This is a genomic window from Microcoleus sp. S13_C5 (genome assembly GCF_036700845.1).
Classification (GTDB): Bacteria; Cyanobacteriota; Cyanobacteriia; order Cyanobacteriales; family Microcoleaceae; genus Microcoleus.
On the sequence record NZ_JAUBPR010000003.1, the window covers coordinates 59,653 to 83,953 of the forward strand.

General features: G+C 44.7%; 16 protein-coding genes. 3 read left to right on the forward strand and 13 right to left on the reverse strand.

Annotation, left to right across the window (positions count from 1 at the left end; all coding sequences use genetic code 11):
- Positions 1-126 precede the first annotated feature (126 nt).
- The 3 genes from QUA04_RS01775 to QUA04_RS01785 all read left to right on the forward strand — a co-directional run bounded on the left by QUA04_RS01775 (position 127) and on the right by QUA04_RS01785 (position 5,787).
- Positions 127-2,265, forward strand: a complete 2,139-nt coding sequence (locus QUA04_RS01775; RefSeq protein ID WP_333253207.1) for an ATP-binding protein — start codon at positions 127-129, stop codon at positions 2,263-2,265.
- A 530-nt stretch (positions 2,266-2,795) separates the two neighbouring features.
- A complete protein-coding gene (locus QUA04_RS01780) occupies positions 2,796-3,071 on the forward strand; it encodes a hypothetical protein (protein ID WP_333160461.1) in 276 nt (91 codons plus the stop codon).
- A 130-nt stretch (positions 3,072-3,201) separates the two neighbouring features.
- Positions 3,202-5,787, forward strand: coding sequence for a PAS domain S-box protein (locus QUA04_RS01785; protein ID WP_333253209.1), 2,586 nt, complete (start codon positions 3,202-3,204; stop codon positions 5,785-5,787).
- A 93-nt stretch (positions 5,788-5,880) separates the two neighbouring features.
- Here QUA04_RS01785 and QUA04_RS01790 read toward each other — a convergent pair whose 3' ends face one another.
- The 13 genes from QUA04_RS01790 to QUA04_RS01850 all read right to left on the reverse strand — a co-directional run bounded on the left by QUA04_RS01790 (position 5,881) and on the right by QUA04_RS01850 (position 24,103).
- Entirely contained in the window at positions 5,881-6,342 is a 462-nt protein-coding gene (locus QUA04_RS01790) for a VOC family protein (protein WP_333253211.1), read from the reverse strand.
- A 179-nt stretch (positions 6,343-6,521) separates the two neighbouring features.
- Positions 6,522-6,665 carry a hypothetical protein gene (locus tag QUA04_RS01795; RefSeq protein WP_333253213.1) on the reverse strand — a complete coding sequence of 48 codons (144 nt, stop codon included), beginning with the start codon at positions 6,663-6,665 and terminating at the stop codon, positions 6,522-6,524.
- A gap of 169 nt (positions 6,666-6,834) precedes the next feature.
- Positions 6,835-7,320 (reverse strand): glutathione peroxidase, encoded by a 486-nt coding sequence (locus QUA04_RS01800; RefSeq protein ID WP_333246317.1) that lies wholly within the window; start codon positions 7,318-7,320, stop codon positions 6,835-6,837.
- Positions 7,321-7,610: 290 nt separating this feature from the next.
- Positions 7,611-8,504, reverse strand: coding sequence for a DUF2382 domain-containing protein (locus QUA04_RS01805; RefSeq protein WP_333253215.1), 894 nt, complete (start codon positions 8,502-8,504; stop codon positions 7,611-7,613).
- A gap of 221 nt (positions 8,505-8,725) precedes the next feature.
- The gene (locus QUA04_RS01810; protein ID WP_333253217.1) at positions 8,726-9,586 is read right to left on the reverse strand and encodes a DUF2382 domain-containing protein; all 861 of its coding nucleotides are present in this window, start codon (positions 9,584-9,586) and stop codon (positions 8,726-8,728) included.
- Positions 9,587-9,982: 396 nt separating this feature from the next.
- Positions 9,983-10,498, reverse strand: coding sequence for a DUF1499 domain-containing protein (locus QUA04_RS01815; protein ID WP_333253219.1), 516 nt, complete (start codon positions 10,496-10,498; stop codon positions 9,983-9,985).
- A gap of 68 nt (positions 10,499-10,566) precedes the next feature.
- Positions 10,567-12,225 carry an adenylate/guanylate cyclase domain-containing protein gene (locus tag QUA04_RS01820; protein WP_333253221.1) on the reverse strand — a complete coding sequence of 553 codons (1,659 nt, stop codon included), beginning with the start codon at positions 12,223-12,225 and terminating at the stop codon, positions 10,567-10,569.
- The gene (locus QUA04_RS01825; protein WP_333253223.1) at positions 12,200-14,770 is read right to left on the reverse strand and encodes a response regulator; all 2,571 of its coding nucleotides are present in this window, start codon (positions 14,768-14,770) and stop codon (positions 12,200-12,202) included. The genes QUA04_RS01820 and QUA04_RS01825 overlap by 26 nt, the downstream gene beginning before the upstream one ends.
- Complete coding sequence (locus QUA04_RS01830) at positions 14,767-15,159, reverse strand: response regulator (protein ID WP_333253225.1); 393 nt, start codon at positions 15,157-15,159, stop codon at positions 14,767-14,769. Before QUA04_RS01830 ends, QUA04_RS01825 begins: the two co-directional genes overlap by 4 nt.
- 210 nt (positions 15,160-15,369) lie before the next feature.
- On the reverse strand, positions 15,370-16,794 hold the full coding sequence (locus QUA04_RS01835; RefSeq protein ID WP_333253227.1) for a response regulator: 1,425 nt from the start codon (positions 16,792-16,794) through the stop codon (positions 15,370-15,372).
- A 7-nt stretch (positions 16,795-16,801) separates the two neighbouring features.
- Positions 16,802-19,123 (reverse strand): PAS domain S-box protein, encoded by a 2,322-nt coding sequence (locus tag QUA04_RS01840; RefSeq protein WP_333253229.1) that lies wholly within the window; start codon positions 19,121-19,123, stop codon positions 16,802-16,804.
- Positions 19,087-20,751, reverse strand: a complete 1,665-nt coding sequence (locus QUA04_RS01845) for a cache domain-containing protein (protein WP_333253231.1) — start codon at positions 20,749-20,751, stop codon at positions 19,087-19,089. The genes QUA04_RS01840 and QUA04_RS01845 overlap by 37 nt, the downstream gene beginning before the upstream one ends.
- 610 nt (positions 20,752-21,361) lie before the next feature.
- The gene (locus QUA04_RS01850; protein WP_445242273.1) at positions 21,362-24,103 is read right to left on the reverse strand and encodes a family 10 glycosylhydrolase; all 2,742 of its coding nucleotides are present in this window, start codon (positions 24,101-24,103) and stop codon (positions 21,362-21,364) included.
- Between the last annotated feature and the right edge of the window lie 198 nt (positions 24,104-24,301).

Sequence of the window (24,301 nt, forward strand, 5' to 3'; positions counted from 1 at the left end):
AATCCCGGCTAAGTCCGGGAACCAGGATGAGGGTGGCTGAAGTTAATCGGAATAAGTCATAGTTAAACTAGCACAAAACCCTAAAAAACTTCAGAACCGACTAAAAATTACCAATTTTCAATTGCTATGCAGGAAGAACCATCGACAGAACAGCTACTTTTCGACGTTCAGCGGCTGAGTGCGGAACTTGAAAACTTGAAGCGCGAAAAGGTTGACCTAGAACTTTTGCTGGAGACTACCACCGAACATTCAGATACGATGGAAGCTCACTTGCTGAGCAAAGCTGAGTTGGCGCTGCGTTCAAGCGAAGAGCAGTTTCGGGCGATCGCCTCGGCAACTCCCGTGCCGATATTAGTTTCTCGCCTCTGTGACGGCTTAATTATGTATGCGAACGCTCAATTGGCTTCTCTCCTGAACATACCCCTAGAAAAATTGATCGGCTGCAGCACTCCAGACTTTTACTTAAACCCCGCCGATCGCCCAAAGGTACTGGAGGCACTTGCTAAAGACGGATACCTCCAAAATTACGAACTCCACTGCAAAAAATCAGACGGCACCCCTTTCTGGGCGATGATCTCGGTTCAGTCGCTGGTGTTTAACGGCCAGCAGACGGCATTGTGCGCCTTGTACGACCTCACCCAGCGCAAGGAAGCAGAACAAACCCTTCAAGAGAGCGAAAAGCGTCTCCGCCGCCAGAGTTTGGCTTTGTTGCAGCTAGGTAGACAGAGGACTCTCAACAGCGGTGCGCTAAATGTGGGAATTCGCGAAATTACCGAAGCTGCAGCCCGCACTTTGGATGTGGAAAAAGTGAGCGTCTGGCTTTACAACCATGGAAGATTTGGAACTCGCTACCCCAGCGAGCCCCAGCTAAATTTTACTGAGAGAGTGCTCGCCAAGAACCAAACAGAGCCACTCGATACAGAGGCCGCTGCCTCAGAGCAAGACGAGGGGGTGAATCATTCTAAGTTGAAAATCCCCAACCTCAAATTAGTTTGTCTCGACGTGTACGATCGCACCCAGGAGAATCATTTGAGCCGGGAGTCCATATCGGCAAGCGATTTAAATTTATCAATTTTAGATGTTGAAGGCGACGCACCGGGCGAAAATTTGCGATCGGACAATGCTTTAGAACCTACGACAAAGACTCAAAAATCTCTACAAACAGATTTGTCCCACTCATCTTCGGTAGCCGAACATTCCGCTGTGCTGCCAAATGCCAGCAAGCCTAATTCATCCATATTAAATGTAGCAATTAGGCTCGGCGGCCAGATCGTGGGCATCCTCTCTCTCGAACATATCGGCGCGCCCCGCCAGTGGGCTCTAGAGGAGCGCACCTTCGCTGATTCTTTGGCAAATTTGGTAGCGCTGGCGATCGAGGGATTTGAGCGCCAGCGGGCTCAGGAAGCACTCTCCAAAGCCAAAGCGCAGCTAGAAATGACCGTCGATCAGCGCACCGCTCAACTCACCGCCGCCAATAAACTGCTCCGCATCGAAATTGCCGAGCGCAAAAGAGCCGAAATAGCTTTGCAAGAAGCCTTACACAAAGCTGAAGCAGCTTCGAGAGCTAAAAGCACTTTTTTAGCCAATATGAGCCACGAGCTGCGGACGCCGCTCAACGCAATTATCGGTTACAGCGAAATGCTACAAGAAGAAGCACGGGAATCGGGACTCGAAGAGATCATTCCCGATACCCAAAAAATTTATAACGCCGGCAAACACTTGCTGACTTTAATTAACGATATTCTAGACCTTTCTAAGATAGAAGCTGGTCGGATGGAGCTTTATTTAGAAAAATTTGACCTCAGTAATTTAATAGAAGAAGTCGTTGCGACTTTGCACCCTTTGGTAGAAAAAAATCACAATCAATTGCAGGTTTCTTGCTCTGAAAACTTGGGAGTGATGTATGCAGATTTGACTAAAGTCCGGCAAATTCTGTTTAATTTGCTATCCAATGCCCTGAAGTTTACCGAAGGTGGAACGGTGCTGTTGAGCGCGAGTCGCGAACCAGCAGGCTGCAGCGATTCGGTTTATTTGCAGGTATCTGATACGGGGATTGGAATGTCGGCAGAACAGCAGCAGGGTTTGTTTGAACCTTTTATTCAAGGGGACGCTTCCACTACTCGCAAGTACGGCGGCACCGGTTTAGGATTGGCCATTAGTCGCTTGTTTTGCCAGATGATGGGAGGCGATATCACTGTTGAGAGTCAGTTGGATGTTGGCTCTACTTTTACTGTTCATTTAAAGGCAGAAGTTGATATTAGTTAGAAGCAAATTTGGCAACTAGCAATGTAGGGGATTTAAGGGATTTAACGGGTGGGGGTTTTGCCAGGAATTGTGTACCGGATTTAACGGATTTAACGTAGGCCAAAAGATGGAATAATTCCCCAATTACCAATTCCCCCCTTACCAATTACCCATTCCGTTTTTAATTGTGACACCGATCGCGATCAACCTCTGTTGTCGATCACACAGTAGCATTTTTTTTCAGCCTAGAATAGCTATATTATCCCAAAATTGTCCTGCAGGCACGATCGGGCGCCTCGCTGCATTTACAAATCCCACCTCAACCTAATTAAGGCGGTGGGGGGTTGCTTCCAGAAAGGCAATTTGGTAAAAGTAATGCTATGGTCGCGAAGCAGTAGAAGGGAAAAGTTAACAGGAAATCAGGAAGTTTCAAAAGTCTCTGGACGCAGAAACACAATTCTGCTTTTTGCCTTCATACTGCTTCTACTGGCGAGATAGCACTGCTGCTGAAAGCAATGCACAATTTCTCAGAATCAAAGGAGTGCATCTACATGATTAAACCTTGCAGTCAACCACTAAAAATAAATCCTTTTACTTGTTATCGCGATCCGGCTACAGGCAGGTGGACTACTGTAGTTACAAGTGTTCCAAACACTTGCGAAACAGACTCTAGTTTAAAAGCAGAAGCCGAAGGCGCAAACGAAGGTAAAGCAGAAACGATCCTTTCTCCTTCGCCTGCTGTCTCGGTGTCGAAAAAAGTCCTTTCTTTCTCCCTGCCTCAGTTTAAACACCGTGCCAAAAAATCTGCTGTTAGTGTCAGCAGGTAGCTATCGCAGGGGTCTAATCTAGTTTCCACGGTTAGTCCCCGACGATCGCCAAATAAAAAAAACGAACTTATCCATAGCCTAAACTGCCAAAAAGCGATATACTGGCAGCAAACTTTCTCCTTCAATATCCGTGAAGTATTTGCTCGATCGCTGCCTCCACTTTGTATGGACAGACCGACCAATTCGCCAGCGGGGAACAGTCATCATTGCTATTCCCATGATTTTTCTGTTTGCTTCGCTGCTAGCAATTGCCGGCCTCCGGGATAGTGCCATAAAGATAAGAAAGCGAGCAGATACTAATAAGGCAATACTTCAGGAAACTAACCGCTTGATAACCATGGTGGTGGATGCGGAAACGAGCGTTACGGGTTATGGGTTGACGCAGCGCCGCGAATTTTTATCACCCTACTTAGAAGCAAAGAAGAGTTTGCCTCCGCTGCTGGCTAAACTTAAGGTATTGGTTCAAGAAAACAAACTGGAACCTCAGCGATTTGAAGAAATAAAAAAAAGTACCGAACAGCAAATAAATTTCTTGCAAAAGACTTTGAATAAGCTGGACAGTTCGGCAACAAGGATGCAGCCGCAGGAAAGAATTCAGGTGTTTGCTCAAGGCAAATTGAACATGGATAAGCTGCGTACACAAATTAATGCCTTTTCTGATGCCGGCGAAGCCTACCAGAAAAGTGTAGATCAGCAACTAGAGGAGTTGGTAGATTTCATTAATTTTGTGCAAGTTGCGGGTTTGCTTTCCGGCTGTTTGGGGGCAGCGGCTTCCTGGTATTTATTTGATAGTTTAGAGAAGGAATTGAGGAAGCGGGAAGCTGGCTTGGAAGAAAGTAAAAGTCGCATTCAAGCTGTGGTTGACAATGCGGCTGACGGTATTATTACTTTGGACGCACAGGGAAATATTGAGTCTTTTAATAGGGCAGCAGAAAAGATTTTTGGCCAGAAAGCCGATCGAATAATTGGCTCTAACCTGCGGCGGCTGATAGCTCAACCGCTACCGCACAGCAGCGTGGGGGATTATTCGATCGAATATTTTGTGTTACATCCAGATACTACGCTGAAGACTTACCAGCAAGAAACAGTTGGACTTCGCCACGACGGGACTAAGTTTCCGATGGAGTTGGCTGTCAGCGAAATGCGTCTGGCAAATCAACACTTGTTTATTGCGATTTGCCGTGATGCCAGAGGACGAAAACAAGCCGAGGAAACTCTGCGAAAGCAAGCACAAATTCTGGATTTGGCAAACGATACGATCGCGGTACTAGACTTGAACGGGGCGATTTCTTATTGGAATTCGGGGGCAAAGTGGCTCTACGGCTGGCGGAAGTCGCAAGCAATAGGAAAAAATATTCACCAGCTTTTACAAACAGAATGGACTCAACCTTTTGAGGTAATACAAAAAGTATTTTTCGAGAAGGGTTCTTGGCAAGGAGAATTGGTGCGAACCAAGAAAGACGGCACAAAAATAACGGTGGCAAGCCGATGGACTTTGCAGCATGACGAGCAAGATCAACCGGTGGCTATTTTGGAAATCAGCAACGATATTAGCGATCGCAAGCGCTCAGAAATTGCTTTAGCCCAAAGCGCGCAGCGGTTTCGCGCTACTTTTGAGCAGGCGGCAGTCGGCATGGTTCAAGCGAGTGTGGAAGGCAAATTTCTGTTAGTCAATCAAAAACTTTGCGAAATTTTGGGCTACAGTCGCCAAGAATTGCTGGAGAAAAGATTTCAGGATATTACTTGGCCTGGAGATTTGGCAAGCGAACTGGAACTTTTGCGCCAATTGTTAGCAGCAGAAATTGAAAATTTCTCTCTGGAAAAGCGCTACATCCGCAAAGACGGAGAGTTGGTGTGGGCAAACTTGACGGTTTCGCTGCTGCGAGAACAAGATGGCAGCCAATTTTTGATGGGTGTGGTAGAAGATATTAGAGATCGGAAACAAGCTGAGGAATCGCTGCGGTTGCGCGCTCAAGAATTGAGGTTGACGGCGCAAAATCTGGCTCAAACGACGAATGTTTTGAAAAAGCGGAATCAAGAATTAGACCAGTTTGCTTATGTAGTTTCTCACGATTTGAAAGCGCCGCTGAGGGCGATCGCAAATCTCAGCAGTTGGATAGAAGAAGACCTCAGCGACTCGATGACAGAGGATACTCTGCACCAAATGAACCTGCTGCGTGGCAGAGTTCACAGGATGGAAGGTTTGATTGAAGGACTGCTGCAATATTCCCGCGTCGGACGCATTGAAGTGCCTTCGGAAATGGTAAAAGTTGAGAAGTTATTAGCAGAAATTATTGATTCGTTGGCGCCGCCGTCTGGATTTGAGGTGAAAGTTAAACCAGGAATGCCAACTTTTGTGACCGAAAAATTGCCGCTACAGCAGGTTTTTTCTAATTTAATTAGCAACGCAATTAAGCACAACCGAGCTGAATCCGGTCATGTAAAAATATCGGTTAAAGAGTTAGATGATTTTTACGAGTTTTTTGTAGAGGATGACGGGCCGGGGATTGATCCTCAATATCACGATAAAGTTTTTGTGATTTTTCAGACCTTGGAAGCTCGCGATAAAGTTGAAAATACTGGGATTGGTTTGTCGCTGGTGAAAAAAATTGTCGAAGGTCAAGGGGGCAGTATTTCCCTAGAATCTGCCGAAGGTGAGGGAGCAACTTTTCGGTTTACTTGGCCGAAGCAATCTATTAGCAAAGACGGAAAATAAAACAACTTTAAAGGTAGGATGTTTAAAAATCACCGCGATCCCAAGAGTAAATGTAGGGTGCACCCGGACTACCGAGAACCCGATAGCGGCTGTTTAAACAGCATCACAACGGATTTCGATGATAAATCCATCAGGATCGTAAAAGTAAATGCCGCGTCCTGTAGCGCGAGTGACGGGGCCGCTATCGATCGCAATTTGATTTGACTTTAGCACTTCCAGAGCGCGATCGAACAAATCCGGCTCAATATCGAAGGCTAAGTGGTTGGCGCGGGTAAAAGCTTTCTCCGGATCTGGGTTTGGCGGTTCCAAGTCGGGCTGCCAAAATAAGTCAATAACAGTACCGTCTGGGGTAACGAAATTAGCGACTTTACCAGAGGCTACCATTTCTGTTAAAGTTGCCGGAATTTCTGCACCTGTTAGTTCGTGCAGGCCGAGAATTGTACCGTAGAAGTGGCGGGAAGCTTCCATGTCGCGCACGTTTAAAGCGATATGGTGAACGCGGCGCAAATTCCCTGGCGCGAGGGCAATTTTGACGTTGTTTTCGGTAGTTTGCATGATTGTCAATTGCGAATGTTCGAATTGAATGTAGTTTGATTTATTCAGAGGGTGTCCTGTAAAATAATCATTTTAAGTTGGTAGTGAGGACTGCTGCCATCCGATTTCTAGGAAGACTTCAGTCCTCACTACCAAAACTTTTATTCGAGTTGTGCGATCGCACATCATATCGATTAGTATTATTTTTCTTTAGGAAACGATGCCATGCCTACAAATAGCATGGCCAGACCACCTGCCAGAATTGCGAAGGCAAGTAAACCTACCACTAAATCTAATCCCGATGTATTTTCCATTAAATTAAACTGTTCTCCAATTAAATACATTCATCGGTATTTGTTCAGGGTTGAGTGCTTGCACACAATGGGGAAGATCCGAAGAAAAAAATTAGCTCTCAACTTATTAGAAAAAAAGCCTATTAATTTCTTCCCTCTTCCCTAAACATCCATCCGTTAAATCCGTTAACTCCTGTACACTGCTTAGTTGCCGAACTGCTTATTTTGCCAATTCTCGATCAATAGCAGCGATTAGTTCTGGTGAATCGGGGCCAACACTGCTGCGGAATCGGGCAACCACTTCACCCTGTTTGCTAACTAAGAATTTCTCAAAATTCCAGGAAACCTCACCCTTGGGATCTACTGCACTCGTAAGCTTCGCGTACAGCGGGTGCTGCTGAGTGCCTTTAGCGCGTACTTTGTCAAATAATTCAAAGGTGACACCGTATTTTGTAGTACAGAAATTGACGATTTCTGGATTACTTCCGGGTTCTTGACCTCCGAAGTCGTTGCAGGGAAATCCTAAAACACGGAGTCCAGCCGCGCTGTACTTCTGGCTCAATTCTTCGAGTCCTTTGTATTGAGGTGTATAGCCACATTTGGAAGCTACATTAACTATCAAGAGTACCTGGCCAGCGTACTCTCCTAGCTGCTTGTCTTCGCCTGCGATCGTTTTTACTTTAATGTCGGAGATTGTGCTGGGCATTTTCAAATACTTTTAAATTAGACCACCACAATTTTACCGCAAGTCGGTAAAATTTTGTCTAGAGGTCGATCGCTAAAAATTGAAATATCCCGGTCGGGGCGGGTTTAGGGATCTCACGTTTATATTATAGATATTGGTGAACCCGCCTCTACCAAAATTAGGGTTAATTTACCGAACCTGATCTTAGTAGATGGCGGTGAACTTTCTCCCCAGCACGACTCGCCACAGTCCGCTCTTTGATTTAAGTTTCTCGCTAATAGCTAAAATCTACACGAAAAAAGACGAATATTTTAACTCTCTGAGTGGTGTTCCGTCATCCATTTTTGGTAAGTATCCTCAAGTTGCTTGTCTTCGAGGACGAGTTCTAGGCGGACTTTGACGCAACCGTGACGGGGTTGAGAGGCGATCGAATTTAAGATCTTGCTAGCTTTCTGCACAGAGGTAAATTCAGCCTTAACTGTCGGTTCTTGGCGATCGCTCTTAATCTCCGTCAAATCTATACCGGTGATGTTTCCCTCACCTAAATCTATTTCTGCCAACACCTTCGGATCGTCGCCGACTTGTTCGACAATCAGTTTTTCCCACTGGATGGGTACTTGTACCATCCGAGTTTCAATTTCTTTACGCACTATTACTTCGCCGACTTTCCGCTTGCTGCGATTGATCACCAATCGTTCTTCTAGCAGGCGAATTACTTCTTGATCGACTATATCGAAGTTTTCCTCATCCTCATCTGTCTCGAAATTTGGATCTGTGAGCTCGGCATCTGTTAGATTTGACATATCTGTTGAGGGATTGGTTAACTCACTGTTGCTAAATTCACTATGCGTTTCAGAGGCATTTTCTAAATACGGATGACCCCCATTTGCCGAAACTATCGGCAGCAGATCGACTTGATCCGAATTAATAGTTACAAACAGCGCTTTTTGGTGATAATCGGCTTTTTTTAGCAGCTTAACACTTAATAAAAAAGTGCGGGGGTTTTCACTCCCTAACCCGGCCACCACAAAGTTTAACTGACCTTTAGGATCAAAATAGACATCTTTAATTTTGCCTACCAAGTGACCTTTGTTGTCTTTGACGGTAAAACTTTTTAGCTTAGTTCTGACTTTTTCAGGCACCCGGTTGAGACGGGTTATTGATTTTGCAGTTGCTATCTTTTCTGCTGATGCTTGACCGTTCATTTTTTAAACTTTCCTGCTTAGGGATTTTTATTATGAAGTGGTAAGGGGAAATTGGTAAAGGCGGGGCAAGTGCATCAACTTTGCCAAAACTAGACAAGTGTTGTACCCCCGCCCTCGCTCACATAGGAATTGCGCGATCGCTACCAATTCAATCAAACCTGCGCGGTGACAGAATTATGTCATTAAGGCGCAATTCCTCTGCAATACCTGTTGCGGTTGGTTTAGATCTTTGGATTTTTATTATCTACAACCGCAGTTCCATCAGTCTTAACGTCTAATTCTTCACGACGCAAGGTTTCTTCGCCCTCAACCGTGCTGCGAACAACTTCTTTTCTGACGTTGACTTCTTCCCGGACGAAAGCTTCCTTGTGAATGTCGGCCGTTTCTTCGTAGACTTCCATGCGTGCAACTTCCCCTGATTGGAAGTCAGCCTCACCGACTGAAACTACTCGACCCGCTTCTACCGGGGTTACTCGATCGATTACGACTCGTTCTTTTTCAATGGGTACTGAAGCTCGCGCTGTTTCAGTTTCCACGCGCTTGCCAACTGCTACTTCGCCTGTCTTTGCGCGGTGTTTGTTGGCAATCAAGCGTTCTTCATAAAGCTTGAGATTTTGGTGCTGCTGTTCGTTGGTTTCGTAGAGGGGGCGGTCGATATCGTAGTTGTAGCTGCTGCGATCGTAGCTAGCAGGAGTTGCAGTGCTGGCAGCGCCAGTTCCTTGATTGCGGTAGACGCCTCTTACCTGTTCTTCGCGATCGTAATCTACTGCTTCTAATTCATTGTAAGCCGGCAATTGTTCTGCTTGAGCTTTGTTGCGAAGGCCTGTGGCGTGGACGCGACGGGCTCCGTAGTCGAAGCGAGCCGAGCCGATCGGCAACAATACTTTTTTGCCAAAAATCCAAATACCGGTGTCAATTACCAGATAGCGGAAACGACCCGTGTCATCAACCAAAGCGTCATAAACCGTGCCTACTTTTTCATCAGAGTCGCCAGCATAAACATCAAATCCCTTGATGTCGTCTCCAGCAAAGATTTCTTCCTGATAGTTAGGATAAAATTCTGCTAATCTTTGAAGTGCCATGTGTTTTTTCCTCTTTGCTCTACTTAAATTAATAGTAGAAATTAATTCGTTCAGTTCCCTCTCCCTAAAGTCAGAAGTGTATAATTTAGGGTGTTTAATACTATAGGAATACTACGGCATCTCTTTTTCTGTGCTAGCGCGCTCAGCTATTTTAAAGATTGTAAAACTTTACCATCGTCAATTTTATAACAAGTATTAAAACTCAAAGCCAACCGTAGGGACACGGCATTGCTATGTCCTACTCCCCCTGCTGGATACTCCTTTTCCTTTGCGGTGTGCGTACTGTTAATAATTGTTAACTAAATGGTGAAAAATCAAAATTACATAGTAATACCCAAATATCAAAGCCCCTCATTTTGCAGGAGAGGGGCTTTCCGAAAGCTAGAACTTTTAAGTTCAGAGTTGATTGAATTGAGTTCTGATAGCTTCTATCCGACTGCGGTTAACCCCCAAATCCGACTGTCCCAGACGCGAAGCCGATCGCACATGGATGACTTTTGCTTCATCATCTACCAAAAATTCAACGTCATCAACAAACCCCATCAAAGCACTGGTGAACTCCGCATACAGGTAATTATCAGTTGCCGTGATAATTTTAGTTTTTCCATAGGACTCGATCGCCCCTTTGAGCTTTACCATCGCTTCACTCTGGGACGAAGTGTATGCCAAAGGCTCAATTTTGTGTTCGGCATCTTGACTGAAGCTGCTGACGCAGTTGGGGGAACTCGGACACGCTGCGAGTTTTCCTGACTGAATCCCGATATTGGCAGGTCTTGTTCCAGCAAACATTGTTTGTTCTCCGGGTATAACGATAAAAGTAGCGATCGACAGTACCGCTACTGCTAGCAGTGATATTAAAATCACCAGGACTTTTTTCAATGCTGTCGGCGATTTTGTTTCAACTGTTTGCAAAGGATTAGCCCTCCTGAAAGTATAAATGCGGTATACTTTTCATATTAATTGAAATTTACATCAAAAAATTAAAAAGAGTGCTTTTGTTCTTCAATTAACCAGTAAGTCAGCATTCTTCCTTTACCTTTAATCGGGATATGACCCCGTTCTTCCAAAACAAAGTGCTCTTTCAAATGCTCGTAAGTCGCCGCCGTTACTTGAATTTTCCCAGGCAATCCGTTAGATTCCATGCGTGAAGCAACATTAACAGTATCCCCCCACAAATCATAGCTAAATTTACTAATCCCAATAATTCCAGCCACCACCGAACCGCTGTGAATTCCGATCCGCAATTGAAAATTTTCTCCCATTTTGGCATTAAACCTCCTCAAAGCTGCCTGCATCTCCAAAGCTAAAAGTGCGATCGCCGAGGAGTGATCCTCCCGCGCTGTCGGCAAACCCCCAACCACCATGTAAGCATCCCCAATCGTCTTAATCTTTTCCAACCCGTGCAATTCAGACAACCTATCGAACTCCGAGAAAATTCCGTTCAAAATTTCTACCAACTGCGTCGGACTTTTGTGAGCCGAAAACTCTGTAAAACCCACCAAATCAGCAAACAAAACGCTCACCTCATCAAAATGATCCGCTATCAACTTTTGCTCTTTTTGCAAGCGATCCGCAATAGGTTTCGGTAAAATATTCAGCAGCAATTTCTCTGTTTGTCCTTGCTGCACTTTCAGGGCTGCTTCAGCTTGTTTCCGCTGAATCAATGAACCTAGCTGCGTAGCAACGGCGCTCACTAATTCCAACAAGCGCGGCTGACATTCCAAAACTTTTTTCCGATAAAAAATCAAAATAGCTAACACTTGGTTTTCCGCCAAAATTGGCACCCCAAAAGCCGCTTTCAATCCCACAGTCAGCGCAATTTCCGCTCGTAAAAAAACTTGTTCCGGTGCAGTAGAAACATCCTCGATCCATTCAGACTGCTGCGACTGCCAAATCCTACCCGGCAGTCCCACACCGGGAGCAAAAATCAACTGCCAACTTGTTTTTCGGAATTGGGCAAAACTAGAGTCGCTGACGTACCTGCCTGTAGCGCATTTTAAAAACCCCTCACTGCTAGGAATCCAAGCTTCGCCAAGATTCCATTCAATAGTTTCACAAATTAAACCTAAAATCACATCTATAGCAGACTCAAAATCCTCCGATTTGCTAATAGCTTGAGTAGCCTGCAGCAGCAATCTTGTTTCCATTTCCACCTGGTGGCGTTCAGCTATTTCCTGGTGCAATTGGATATTTTGAGCGGTCAATTTTTGATTTTTTTCTTGCAATTCCATTTGCAATGAACGAACAGTAAGTTGATTGCTCACTCGCGCCAATACTTCTTTCACCTGAAAAGGTTTGGTGATATAATCTGCTCCGCCAACTTCAAAAGCTTTTGCTTTATTTATCCCTTCTTCTAGCGCGCTGAGAAAAATAATGGGAATTTCCCTAAATTGCGATTGGGATTTTAATTTTTTACATAGTTCGTAGCCGTCAATATCCGGCATCATAATATCCAGCAAAATCAAATCGGGTGCGCTAGATTGAATTGCATCTAAGGCAGAAAAACCATTAGTAACAGGTCGAACTTTATAGCCATTTTTTTGCAAAATTCTAATCAACAAACGCAGATTGTCTGGCGTATCGTCAACTACTAAAATATTTGCTTGATAGTTTTCAGTCTGTTCCGCCTTGATCTGCATTATCTGAGTCCTCCGCCTCGGCAATTAAATTGAGTATTTTCTGGTAATCAAAATTATCGAGATGACCCTGGAGGATGTCGGCAAATTCAGGATGAGGCTCCCTTATTTCGTCGATTGTCCTGACAATCAAGTCAAAATCAGCACTGCGGATTACCTGCTTCATGTTGTCTATCCATTCTGCGGGAAGTTTAGGTAAATAAGCAAGGGCAGCATTAGGGAGGGAGCCAGATAAATTATTTCGATCGCCTATTGAGGTAAAGTCCGTTGAGTTAGAGTAGACATACTTCACCCCCAAATGTTTGGTGAGGGTATCAAATATATCTGTTTTGCGGAAAGGTTTGCTAATAAAATCGTCGCAGCCGACCAATAAAGCAAACGCTTGCCTCCCTTCAATTGTACTAGCTGTCAAAGCAATAATCTTGGGAATCGGGGAGTCGGGATGGGAAATATTCATTTCCCCATTTCCTTGCTGCTCTTGTTCTCTCTGCTTGATTGTAGCCTTAATTTGTTTAGTAGCTTCGTAGCCGTCCATTACTGGCATTCGCACATCCATCAAAATTAAGTGCGGATGCCAATTTTCCCACATTTCTATTGCTTCCTGGCCGTTGGTGGCTTGTTCCACCCGGAAACCCAAAGGAGAAAGCATTTTGACTAAAAGTTGGCGGTTGTCTTCGCGATCGTCCACAATTAAAATCCGGTAGCGCGGTTGATTGGGTTCCAACCCAGTAACTTCGCGGTTAAGTTGCGGATCTGGAAGCTCAGCAGCATTAACTGCACCGACTGGAATTTCAAATTTAAAAGTGGTGCCGAGTTCCAGTTGACTTTCTACGACAATTTCTCCTCCCATCAGACGGACAAATTGACGGCTAATCTTCAATCCTAAACCCGTGCCTTTCTGAATTTTTTGACCGGAAGCTGTTTGGACAAACGCCTTAAAAATATTGCCCAATTCTTCTGGATCAATGCCAACTCCTGTATCTTCAAGTTCAAATAGAAGGAAAAAACCCGGCACAGTTGAATCCTCATCCTCATCGCTCCATTCAACTTTTGCAAAATCACTGCTAGTTCGAGAAAAATCCCGAATACTTCTTGTGGTATCAAAGCACGCTGTCGGACTATCCAATAAATCCAGAAATCCCGATTTTTCTAACTTTATCACTCTTAAGATAATTTCGCCTGTTTGGGTAAACTTAATCGCATTACTCAGAAGATTAATCAGCACTTGTCGCAGTTTAATATCATCGGTTCGCACGTACTGAGGAACGTCAGCATCGCGCTGGAAATGCAACTGTAATTCTTGATTATGTACCCGCAGTTGAAACATATCTTGCAAATCGTCAAGCAAGCGGTAGAGGTCGAAATTTTTCGGGTTGAGCGTCATCCGCCCCGCTTCGATTTTTGACAAGTCTAAGACTTCATTAATTAAGGTTAGCAAGTGTTCGCCACTACGGCGAATAATTCTCATATTTTCTCGGTTTTCGACAGTCAGATCCGGGCTGGGTTCCATGATTTGTGCAAAGCCGAGTATAGAATTGAGAGGGGTGCGTAACTCGTGGCTCATATTGGCCAGAAACGTGCTTTTAGCTTTGTTTGCTGCTTCAGCAGCTAAGGCGGCTTGTTGCAGTTGTTCTGTGCGTTCGTCAATTTGGGCTTCTAAGGTGTGGTGGTAATCTGCTAGTATTTTTTCGGCTTGTTTGCGATCGCTAATATCTTGAAAAGCTGCGATCGCATAAACAATATTTCCGCTAGCGTCAAAAATCGGCGTGGTATTGATCTCGATCGCAATTTTTTTGCCATCTTGACGGATTTCTACATCGTCAACCTTAACAGATTCTCCTTTCAGTGCCCGCAAAATTGGCAGATTATCCGGCGGGTACAGCTCATCAGTATTGGCAACATAAAGTTGATAAGTGGCAGCTAATTGTTCCGCAGTGCTTTCCGGGATAGTGTCTGCACCCAGCAAATCCCGCGCTGCCTGGTTGAAATAGGCGATCGAGCCGTCGGGATGATACACAGATACCCCCACTGGCAAAGCTTCTAAAAATTGACTCAGGCGGCTTTCACTCGCAGACAGCGCCTCATTTACTAGCTTTAACTCCTCGTTTACTTCTTGGCGTTTATGAATTTCATCTGTTAACTTTTGATCTTGCAAATAACTGTGAACTGCTTCTACTACCGTTAATTTTAAGTCTTCATTTTGCCAAGGTTTAGGAATATAACGGTACAATTTAGCATACTTGATAGCATTACTCAGGGCTTCCAAATCTGCTTGCCCCGTTAGCATAATGGTCAGCGTCTCCGGCGAGCTTTCGTGAATTCTTCTGAGCAGTTCATCCCCTTTAATATCCGGCATGATATAATCGGAAAGTACCAAAGCAATCTCGTATTCATCTGCCTGCAAATCAGCCAGCAACTCTAAAGCATCAGCCCCCCCTTCAGCGGTTTCAATTATACATCGATCGCCGATCGCCTTTTTTAGTTCAATCTTTAAACTATTCAAAACGTCAGGTTCATCATCAATACAAACAATTACAGGTTTTTTCATAACTTAGCCAGCCCAGATTTTATAGTTTCTATTAAGTCTTTGCTTTGCCAGGGTTTGTACAAACAACAGTATAAATCTGCTTCTTCTACTGCCCGCTGAACAGCCGCTGCATCCGCTTGTCCCGTTAACATAACTTTAATAATTTTAGGATATTTTTGGTGAACTTTAATTAAAAGTTCGTCACCTTTAATTCCCGGCATCAGCCAATCAGAAACTACCACAATCACCTGAGCTTTTTCTTGAAAGTGTTCCAGTAAATCTAAAGCTTCCTCACCACTTTCAGCTAATTCATAAAAGTAATCATTTTTAAATTCCTTTTTGAGCTGAATCTTGAGAGTATTCAAGATATCCGGTTCATCATCAACGCAAAGAATTACAGGCTTATTCATCTTTTCCTCTCTGCTTAAATTTTAGTAGGTTTACCGACATGAGTTGCTTTTAGATTATTGATTTCGGGTAAGGATGCAGGATATCTGTCCCCTATCTTATTTTAATAGGACTTCCGAAGATAAACTCGGTTTCGTGTAATAAATCTTGTATTTGTCAGCGAGACAGCGACGAGTGTCACCGCCAATCAGCCCCCTGCAGGTAAGTTGTGTTTAATAAATTGGCAGCGAAACTGTAAAAGTTGTCTGCCCCGGTACAGAATCTACAGCAATTGTGCCTTCGTGTTTTTCCACAATTTTTCTCACAATATCCAATCCCAAACCGCTACCTTCGCCCGCAGATTTAGTCGTAAAAAATGGCTGAAAAATTTTCGGAATAACTTCTGAGGGAATACCTTTGCCGTTATCCGTAAACTTGAGGAAAATATTGGCCTCTTGCTGCCGAGTTTCAATGATCAAAATACCTTTATAATCCATTGCTTGCAGGGCATTATGGACGAGATTCGTCCAAACTTGATTTAAGTCATCGGGATAGCACATAATTTGGGGTAAATCTCCATAGTTTTTAACTACTTCTATACCGTGTTTTAGTTGATTTTGGTAAAGGGTTAACACCGTTTCAATGCCATCGTGCAAGTTCGCCTGGACTTTTTCTTGTTTGCTATCAAAATGAGCGTAGGTTTTTAGGGCGAATACTACTTTTCCAGACTTCGCTGTTGCTCTTTGGATTAGGCTAATACTTTTTTTAAAGCTCGCAAACTGGTAAGCACTATTTAAAACTACTTCCCAATCCGGCGATTTAAAAAGCGGCAAGAACTCTTCTATTTTTTCGTAGATTTCCATGTCAACTAAAGTATCCGCAATTTCCTCGGAGTTTTCAACAGCTTCTGCCATCAAACCCGCCGCCAACTGCTGTTTAAATTTGCGTTTCTCTCTGCTTGTGAATAAAACTTCTTGATGGGTGGCTCTGTACAGTAAAGCTAAAAAATAAGCTTTGCTTTCGTCAGAAAGTTGTTGATAAATTTCAGGAAACTTTTCTAAAAACTCGTCGGAAAAATTAGCTATATTATTAATAGAGGAACCTATAATGCCCAGGGGGGTATTGATTTCGTGGGCAATGCCAGCAATAAGTTGTCCCAGGGCTGCCATTTTTTCAGATTGAATCAAATGCTCTTGGGTGGCTTGCAGTTGGTGCAGCGCCGTTGCTAAATCTTGATTTTTCTCTTGCAAAGTTTGTTGCAGTGAACAAATTTTTAAATGAGTTTCTATCCGGGCTAAAACTTCTTCAACCTGAAACGGTTTAGAAATAAAGTCAACTCCGCCCACTGCAAAAGCTTTAACTTTATCCAGCACGTCATTTATCGCACTAATAAAAATAACAGGAATGTCTTTGGTAATTTCAGAAGCTTTGAGTTGCTGGCAAACTTGATAGCCGTCCATCTCCGGCATCATAATATCCAGCAGCACTAGATCCGGGGGTATTTTTTGAGCTGCAGACAATGCTAGCTTACCATTGGGTACGGGGCGAACTTGATAGCCTTTTTCGCTCAAAATTCCTGCCAGCAGCCGCAGGTTTTCTGGCGTATCGTCCACTACTAAAATATTAGCTCGGTTGGTTTTAGGTGAAGTTGAAGTCATCGGGTATTTACTGTTTCTCGCTGAGATCGATTATGTTCAAAATTCTGTCATATTCAAAATTATTAATGCAATCTTGAAGCTTGCCCGCAAGAGAGGGATTGACAGTGCCGATTTGTGCGATCGAAGTTGCGATCGCCTCCATGTCCACACTCAAAATACTTTGCTTGAATTGGGCCATCCAGTCTGGAGAAAGAGAGGCGATCGCCTCCGGTGTCAGCACCTCCTGACTTGACTCCTCTACACCTGCGGCACTGACCGCGGTTGGATCTTCATAAATATAGCGTACTCCTAAATGTTTTCCCATTGCCACAAAGATATCCTCCTCTCGGAACGGTTTCCGCATAAAATCATCGCAACCCGCCGAAAGAATCACCGCCCGTTCTTCCTCCAAAACGCTAGCAGTTAGAGCCACAATCGCTGTTGCTTGCCCGCCAGTTGTAGTTTTAATCTGTTTCGTTGCCTCATAGCCGTCCATGACAGGCATTCTCATGTCCATCCAAATCAGATGCGGTTCCCACTCCATAAAAATATCAACCGCTTCTTTACCGTTATTCGCTTCTCTCAACTCAAATCCGAGTGGACTGAGAAGTTTTACTAACAGTTGGCGGTTCAAAGGTTTGTCGTCCACAATTAGCAAGCGATAACTCGGCTGATCCGGTTCGAGGGCAACAACTCGGCGTTGAGTTTTTTTGCTCTCAATATCACTAGCTTCAACCAGATGAACTTGGATGTCAAACTGAAATACTGCACCCTTTCCGATCTCGCTGCTAACAGTAATTTCACCTCCCATTAATTGCACGAACTGGCGACTAATAGCTAAACCTAAACCCGTTCCTTCCTGAGAATCTTTACCTGTTTTCGTCTGCACGAATGCTTCAAACAACTGATGAATTTCCTCAGCAGCAATGCCTGCACCAGTATCTTGAACTTCAAAATGCAGCCAGTAGCGGCCGGGCAATTGGTCAGTGCTGTTTTTATGTATATTCCGCCTTCCTCCTTTGACTTGCACCGACACTCCCCCTTCTGAAGTAAATTTAATTGCATTATTGAGCAAATTAATTAAGACTTGCCGCAATTTAACTTCATCAGTACAAATATAATGGGGAACTTCAGCGTCTCGGTCGAAGATTAATTGCAAACCCTTTTGCTCAGCTTTGAGAGCAAACATATCTTCTAAATCGTCGATTAGTTGGTACAAGTCAAAGCTTTTTTCATTAATAGTCGTGCGTCCGGCTTCGATTTTTGATAAGTCTAAAACTTGGTTAATTAAAGCTAGTAAATGTTCGCCACTCCGCAGGATAATTCCGACATCTTCTTGATTTTCCTGAGACAACGTTTTACTGCGGAGCATGACTTGAGCAAAGCCGATGACCGCGTTCAGGGGCGATCGCAATTCGTGGCTCATATTGGCGAGAAAGGTACTCTTCGCTTTGTTTGCTGCTTCGGCCGCTTCTTTCGCCTGTTGCATTTTGATTTCCGCTTGTTTGTTATCAGTAATGTCTTTAATAAAACCTTCGTAGTAAAGTAGATTTCCTGCTTCATCGCAGACAGCGCGACAATTTTCCGAAATCCAGATTATGCTGCCATCTTTGCGGTAAATTTCCGATTCAAAGTTTGATAGTATCCCGTACTCGTTCATCAGCGCTGCAAATTCGTCGCGGCGGTTGGATTTCACGTAAAGCTGATTATTGAAATTCGGCTGTGCTGCTATTAATTCTGCAGGCGAGTCGTAACCATAGATGTGAGCTAAAGCGGGGTTAGCGCTGATATATTTCCCGTCAATAGCAGTTTGAAAAATTCCATTCAAAGCATTTTCATAAATGTTGCGGTACTTTTCTTCTGCTTCCCGGAGGGCAGTTTCTGCTTTTTGCCGCTCAGTAATATCGCTAGAAATCGACAAAAAACAAGCTTCTCCGTCAATATCGATGGTTTCTATCGACAGCAGTGCCGTTCTTTCTGTACCCTTTTTATTGCGAAACCTCAGCTCATAATTGTGAAGAGCCGTCTTATTTTTTAACATTTGAATCATGCGATCGCGCTCTCCCAAACTCGCCCAGAAATTGAGTTCGACCGCTGTTTTTCCAATAATTTCTTCGTGACTGTACCCCATCATCCGACAAAAGCTCTCATTGGCTTCTATGTGGCGACCATCGCTAATTCTAGTCAGGGTAATCGCATTAGGACTTAAACGGAAAGCTTTAGAAAACTTTTCTTTTGCCTTGGCAAGATCGGCGGTACGTTCTGCAACTTGCACTGCTAAATTGTCGTTGTATTCATTTAATACTTTCTCCGCTAGTTTGCGTTCTGTAATATCTTGAAAAGCGCACATCCCGAAGATAATATTATATTTCCTTGAGCGTCATAAATAGGAGTTCCCCAAACTTGCAGGGGAACTGTTTTGTCCGTAGAGGAGATTTCAATGTCATCAACAGTTACACTTTTACCCTGCAAAGCATTTAAAATTGGGTCGCGTTCCGCTGGGTAAATTTCCTGAGTGCCTGCTAAATAAACTCGGTAGGATTGACGTAAACTTTCGGAATCGGCTGGTACAATTCCTTGAGATAAAAGTTGCTCTCCGGTAGGATTAATGTAGTGAGGTTGACCGTTGGGTTCTGCAATAAAAATCCCTAGTGGTACTGCATTGAAAAATTGTTTTACTCGGTTTTCGCTTTCCGACAGAGAAGTAAATGAATGCTGCAATTGCTCAGCCATACTGTTAAAAGCAGTCGCAAGTTCTCCGAGTTCATCTTCGCGATTTAGAGTCAACTTTGTATCCCATTCATTCCGTGCCAAAGCTTTCGCCGCCGCATTCAATCTTAAAATCGGCTGAACTACCCATTTAGCAGTAAGAATCCCCAGAATTGTCGCCCCCATCAAAGCTGCAAGCGACAGTAAAAAAGTCGTGCGCGTGTTGAGGTTAATTTTCTCCATAAAGTCAGACTCTGGTACAACTACTACAATCAGCCAATCCAACCCTCGATCGTCTTTAAAAGGAGCTACCTGCATAAAATTTCGCTTGCCATCAACATCAAAAGTAAGTTGTTGAGAATTATTGATTTTAGCTAAGCTATCGTAGGATTTATTTAAATGCTGTGCAGTTTGGCGAATTACCGGATTCTCGCTTTCTGAAGCTTTAATCCGTCTTGTTTCTTTACCTTCCACCACGAATTCTGGACTAGCCGTTGAAGTGGCAATTAACATCCCCGAGCGCTCCATCACAAAAGTTTGCCCTGACTTGCCAATTTTGAGGCTGACGAGAAATTCTTTGATTCGGGAAAAGAGCAAATCGCTGCCCGCTACTCCTAACAATTTGCCAGCGTCGTCGTAGATAGGCAAAGCAGCAGTAATTGCCAGTTCCCTCGTCAAAAAATCTGTATAGATTGGAGTCCAAATGGGTTTTTTAGCCGCAGCTGCAGCTATGTACCAAGGGCGAGTTCGCGGGTCGTAAATATTGGGTGAAATTTGGACTAATTGAACGCGGTTTCCCTGAGAGTCCGCAGTATATCGAGCTAATTTATTGCCAGTAGAGCTGTCAGCAGCCGATATCAAAGTCCCATCTTTAGTGCGGATTGCTCCCGAATGTTCTCCATTTTCTTTGCCTGTGTAAATAATGCTGATAGAATCAAAATATTGAATTTGTTCGAGGAAATGATGTTCGAGTTTTTGCTTGTCTTCTAGGTTCAACTGTCCCAATTTTATCGATTGAACGTTCAGGTGATTGACAATGTGGGGAATTGACATATAATGTTCCATGCGGTCTTTGATGCGATCGCTAATTTCTGCCCGCAACTGAGCGGCAACATCGTTAACTGCCCGCTGACCGTTTTGGAAAGATAGCCAACCTACAACTCCAACCGTGCCGACAATTTGCACTAAAAAAGGAACCACGAGCACCGTTTGTAATGGAACTTTGCCGATAATTTTTGTAGCCAAACGATTGAGGGGTTTAGGAAACATAGTCCTCGTAAAAGTAATTTAAATTGGCAGTTGAAATTAGTAGATGTTAAAATTTTCGAGCGAGAAACGATCGAGTAATATCAAATCCGGTTAATCATATCACTTCCGGTTGTACTCCTTATGATTGTTGACTGTTGACTGTTGACTCGGTGTCGAAAAACTCAATGGTTGACTGTTATCCGCAACCGGAAACGAGATCACTCATTATCAAATTGTTTGATCTCGACCTTTAATAGTTTTGAGGACTTCTGTCGTCACTAAGTAGGTGCAAATAAACATTACATGGTTCGGGCGGGTGAGAGGATTCATCTACTCGCTTTGAGCATGGATCTTAACTAAACCCTCCCTGATAAGATACTATGGTTATTTTGCGATGACCTACTTACAACCTTACAGTTCGCGATCGCACTCCGACCCAAGACAGCGGGTTTCGGCTTCGCTCAACCATCGGGTTTTTTACTGCATCTGCGGGCTCGAACGAAGTATTACTGTGAAAAAACCAAGGTGAGGATTACCCCTGGCATCGCGAACTAACTTAATTAGAGTACGATCGCCCAAATGTTAGCACGATCGCACTATCCACAGCAGCACACACCCCAAAAATCTGTATTTATCTGCGATTCAACTCCATCCTTTCGCCGTAACGTAAAAGCATATCCAAACTCTCCAAACGATTTTGCCAAGTTTGCACCTGATAGCTATTTTCGGCAGAATGCAAGCGCATCGAAGATTGAAATTGAGATTCAAAACTCCCCAACAATCTTTTAGCAGTTGCTAAACTTTCCGTAGAAGGATTTGCAGCCAACTTGCTCAAAGCTTGCGCCAATTCATCCGCTCGACTTTGCAAAACTTTCAGTTCAGATTCCGACACCCGCAACTGATTGTTAGCCAACAAAAAACTCCATTCCTGCTTGAGAGCAGTATACCGCGAAGCCGCCGCCGCAAACGGCTGTCGGTAAGGAATCGGCTCTGCAGCAGAAGTGGAACGCACTGGTGGGCCTTGAGTGCGGTTAAAAAACCCCTGCATCCCGCTGCTGATACTTTCCACCGCAAAAATAGCATAGCCCCCAGTCGGCAAATCGCGCAAAGCTTGAATTTGGTCGATCGCCACAACTTCCGGGAGAGTCAACAACTTAACCGCCGGAGAAATCAAAGCCGAACCAAGCATTTGTTCCTTTACCAAAGGTTCGGTGATGCGCTGAAGTCGGTTCGTATCCAAAGCATAAGTCATTGGCACAATCAAATCTACAATGCCCTGACGAGCCCAAACTTCCCAATTTTGCTGAATTTTGTAAATCCGCTGACTTTCCGGGTGCGGAAACACCGCCACCGACAGAATTGTGCGCGGATAATTCTGCCGCAAAAGCTGAGAAACTTCAGCTACAAAAGTATTGATTTGATTAGTTTTAAACTCAACCCACTGCCGCCACAAACTGCCAGAACTAGGCGAAATATTCACCGGATCTGCACCAGTCAACTGCTTAAATTGCTGCCTCCCCGCAATACCGTAACCGTAAGTAAAATTCGCATTGTCATCTTGAAAAGGATAGCGAATATAGTCTAACTGCACTCCATCTACTTTGTAGTTATTAGCAATTTCGCCAACAATTCGTAGCAAATAATTACGCGCTTCCGGGTTCGCAGGATCGATATAAAATTTACCATCGTTAGGATTTTGGGTGCGTCCTTTATTGTCAATATTTGCCCAATCTGGATGGGCGGAAAGCACCGGACCTGGATAAGAACTAGGCTTCCCAATTAAAGTATTGTGGCGCTTATTTCCTGTGGCAAAAACCCAAACCCAAGCGTGCAGTTCCATGCCTCGCTCGTGAGCTAATCTCACCGCAGATGCCAGCGGGTCCCAGCCAACAGTCAGGGGATTTTGTTGCGGTGCAACTTGACTCGGATAAATCGTATATCCGGCATTCAATGTTTCAAAGAAAACAGTATTGATACCGGCGGCGGCGAGCCGATCGAACACTGCGGCCAAACCCTGTTCAGATCGTGCTGCGACGATCGTCCCCCGATCGAGCCAAACAGCCCGAATTTCCGCCCCAACCCGCTGTCCTTCCTTCGGATAATTTTCCCACAGTAACTGTCGCGCTTCCACCCACTGCTTTCTAGCCTCCGCGTAGTTTTGCTGTTGCAGGAGTTGGTCGAAAGTTTGCAAAACCTGCCGCGCTTGGGCGATCGCCCCCGTCCTGCTCGATTGCAGAACAGGCGGGCGACTGGCTGCCGGGCCGCCGGCACTGTTGCTTGCGGCCACCAGTTGAGGGGGGGTAGCAGCATTGAGATTAACAGGGGTATTAGCTGAATTAGCTGCTGTCAGGGCGCTTTCAAACCTGCCGAGGAGGTTGGTGAGTTCTTGGCGCATCAAGTACGCTTCAATGCTGACGATCGGCTTATTGGAATTTGGCTGCACGTCCAAACCCGCCGACGCCGACTGATCGGAAGGGTCTGTAAAAGTTGCAGGTACTGGGTCGGGAAGCGCACCCGAGGGAGAAACTCGGCTCAGCGGGGTACTACGCGGCGAACTAGGGCTGTTTCTAGTGACTCTGGAGGGGGGACTTGGCAGTGGGGTCGCGCCCGCAGTGGGCGGCGCTACAGGCCCCGAAGCGATTGTGCCTCCCCAGCGGGCGATCGAGGCTTGCAGCCAAGCCTTATCTACATTTGCCGAACCGTCGCTACCCCAGCGCCAGCCGAGATAGGTAGCGCGATCCGTGGCGATGGCTGCGGAGGAACCGGAACTATCTTTCCAAGTAGCAATAGTTTGACTGTTCGCATCAGCCGGAATCAAGACACCGCCTTGGACTGAGGCATTTTTTTGTTCGGGTGGCATCCAACTGCTAGAAGTAGTACAAGCCAGATCCCGACAGCGGCTGCGCGGTTGCGGGGTTGCAGGTTGGGTTAACGGAAAAGCCCAATAGGCTCCGAGGAGCGATCGCAAAGATTGGCGCACCAAGGCCGGGGAACTGCGGCCGACGGGGCCCGAAGCAATCAAGCGGCCGCCCTGGGAGGCCCAAGCTTCTAAAACTTTAATTTGCGTCGGACTCAAAGTTTCAATGTTGGGCAAAAACAGCACGTTAACGCCTGTTAAATCCGCCGTACTTTTGATTTCTTCGAGATTGATGGGTTTGTAAGCAATGCCACTTTCCCAGAGGCGCGTGGTAATCTTTACCCAGTCGGGAGAATTCTCGGAACTGCGAACAACGCCCAGAACTACTTCTGCGAAACTCGGAGAGGGAAATAGGATGAAGAGATTGAGTAATGTACTCGCTAGAGTTCCAATTAAGACTCTTTGCACGAAAGTGAAAAAGCGAATTTTTTTAGCCTGAGAGCAGGCATCAGGCATTTGATGAGGCTTTTTGATTTGTTGCATGATAAATAGGAGAATTACCCAGCGCACCGCTAGATAAAAATTCAATAACAATTAAGATCGATCAATCCGCACCATACAATTTTCTATCCTGCCCTGCAACCTGAATCAGGAAAAAGTGCGATCGAGCGATTTTAGATTTTAGATTTTAGATTTTAGATTTGGGATTTGGGA

Excerpts from the sequence above, each read along its gene's own strand:
- QUA04_RS01775 (WP_333253207.1), top strand. The coding sequence starts at position 127 with ATGCAGGAAGAACCATCGACAGAACAGCTACTTTTCGACGTTCAGCGG.
- QUA04_RS01780 (WP_333160461.1), top strand. The coding sequence starts at position 2,796 with ATGATTAAACCTTGCAGTCAACCACTAAAAATAAATCCTTTTACTTGT.
- QUA04_RS01790 (WP_333253211.1), bottom strand. The coding sequence starts at position 6,342 with ATGCAAACTACCGAAAACAACGTCAAAATTGCCCTCGCGCCAGGGAAT.
- QUA04_RS01795 (WP_333253213.1), bottom strand. The coding sequence starts at position 6,665 with ATGTATTTAATTGGAGAACAGTTTAATTTAATGGAAAATACATCGGGA.
- QUA04_RS01800 (WP_333246317.1), bottom strand. The coding sequence starts at position 7,320 with ATGCCCAGCACAATCTCCGACATTAAAGTAAAAACGATCGCAGGCGAA.
- QUA04_RS01805 (WP_333253215.1), bottom strand. The coding sequence starts at position 8,504 with ATGAACGGTCAAGCATCAGCAGAAAAGATAGCAACTGCAAAATCAATA.
- QUA04_RS01810 (WP_333253217.1), bottom strand. The coding sequence starts at position 9,586 with ATGGCACTTCAAAGATTAGCAGAATTTTATCCTAACTATCAGGAAGAA.
- QUA04_RS01820 (WP_333253221.1), bottom strand. The coding sequence starts at position 12,225 with ATGCAGATCAAGGCGGAACAGACTGAAAACTATCAAGCAAATATTTTA.
- QUA04_RS01825 (WP_333253223.1), bottom strand. The coding sequence starts at position 14,770 with ATGAAAAAACCTGTAATTGTTTGTATTGATGATGAACCTGACGTTTTG.
- QUA04_RS01830 (WP_333253225.1), bottom strand. The coding sequence starts at position 15,159 with ATGAATAAGCCTGTAATTCTTTGCGTTGATGATGAACCGGATATCTTG.
- QUA04_RS01835 (WP_333253227.1), bottom strand. The coding sequence starts at position 16,794 with ATGACTTCAACTTCACCTAAAACCAACCGAGCTAATATTTTAGTAGTG.
- QUA04_RS01840 (WP_333253229.1), bottom strand. The coding sequence starts at position 19,123 with ATGTGCGCTTTTCAAGATATTACAGAACGCAAACTAGCGGAGAAAGTA.
- QUA04_RS01845 (WP_333253231.1), bottom strand. The coding sequence starts at position 20,751 with ATGTTTCCTAAACCCCTCAATCGTTTGGCTACAAAAATTATCGGCAAA.
- QUA04_RS01850 (WP_445242273.1), bottom strand. The coding sequence starts at position 24,103 with ATGCCTGATGCCTGCTCTCAGGCTAAAAAAATTCGCTTTTTCACTTTC.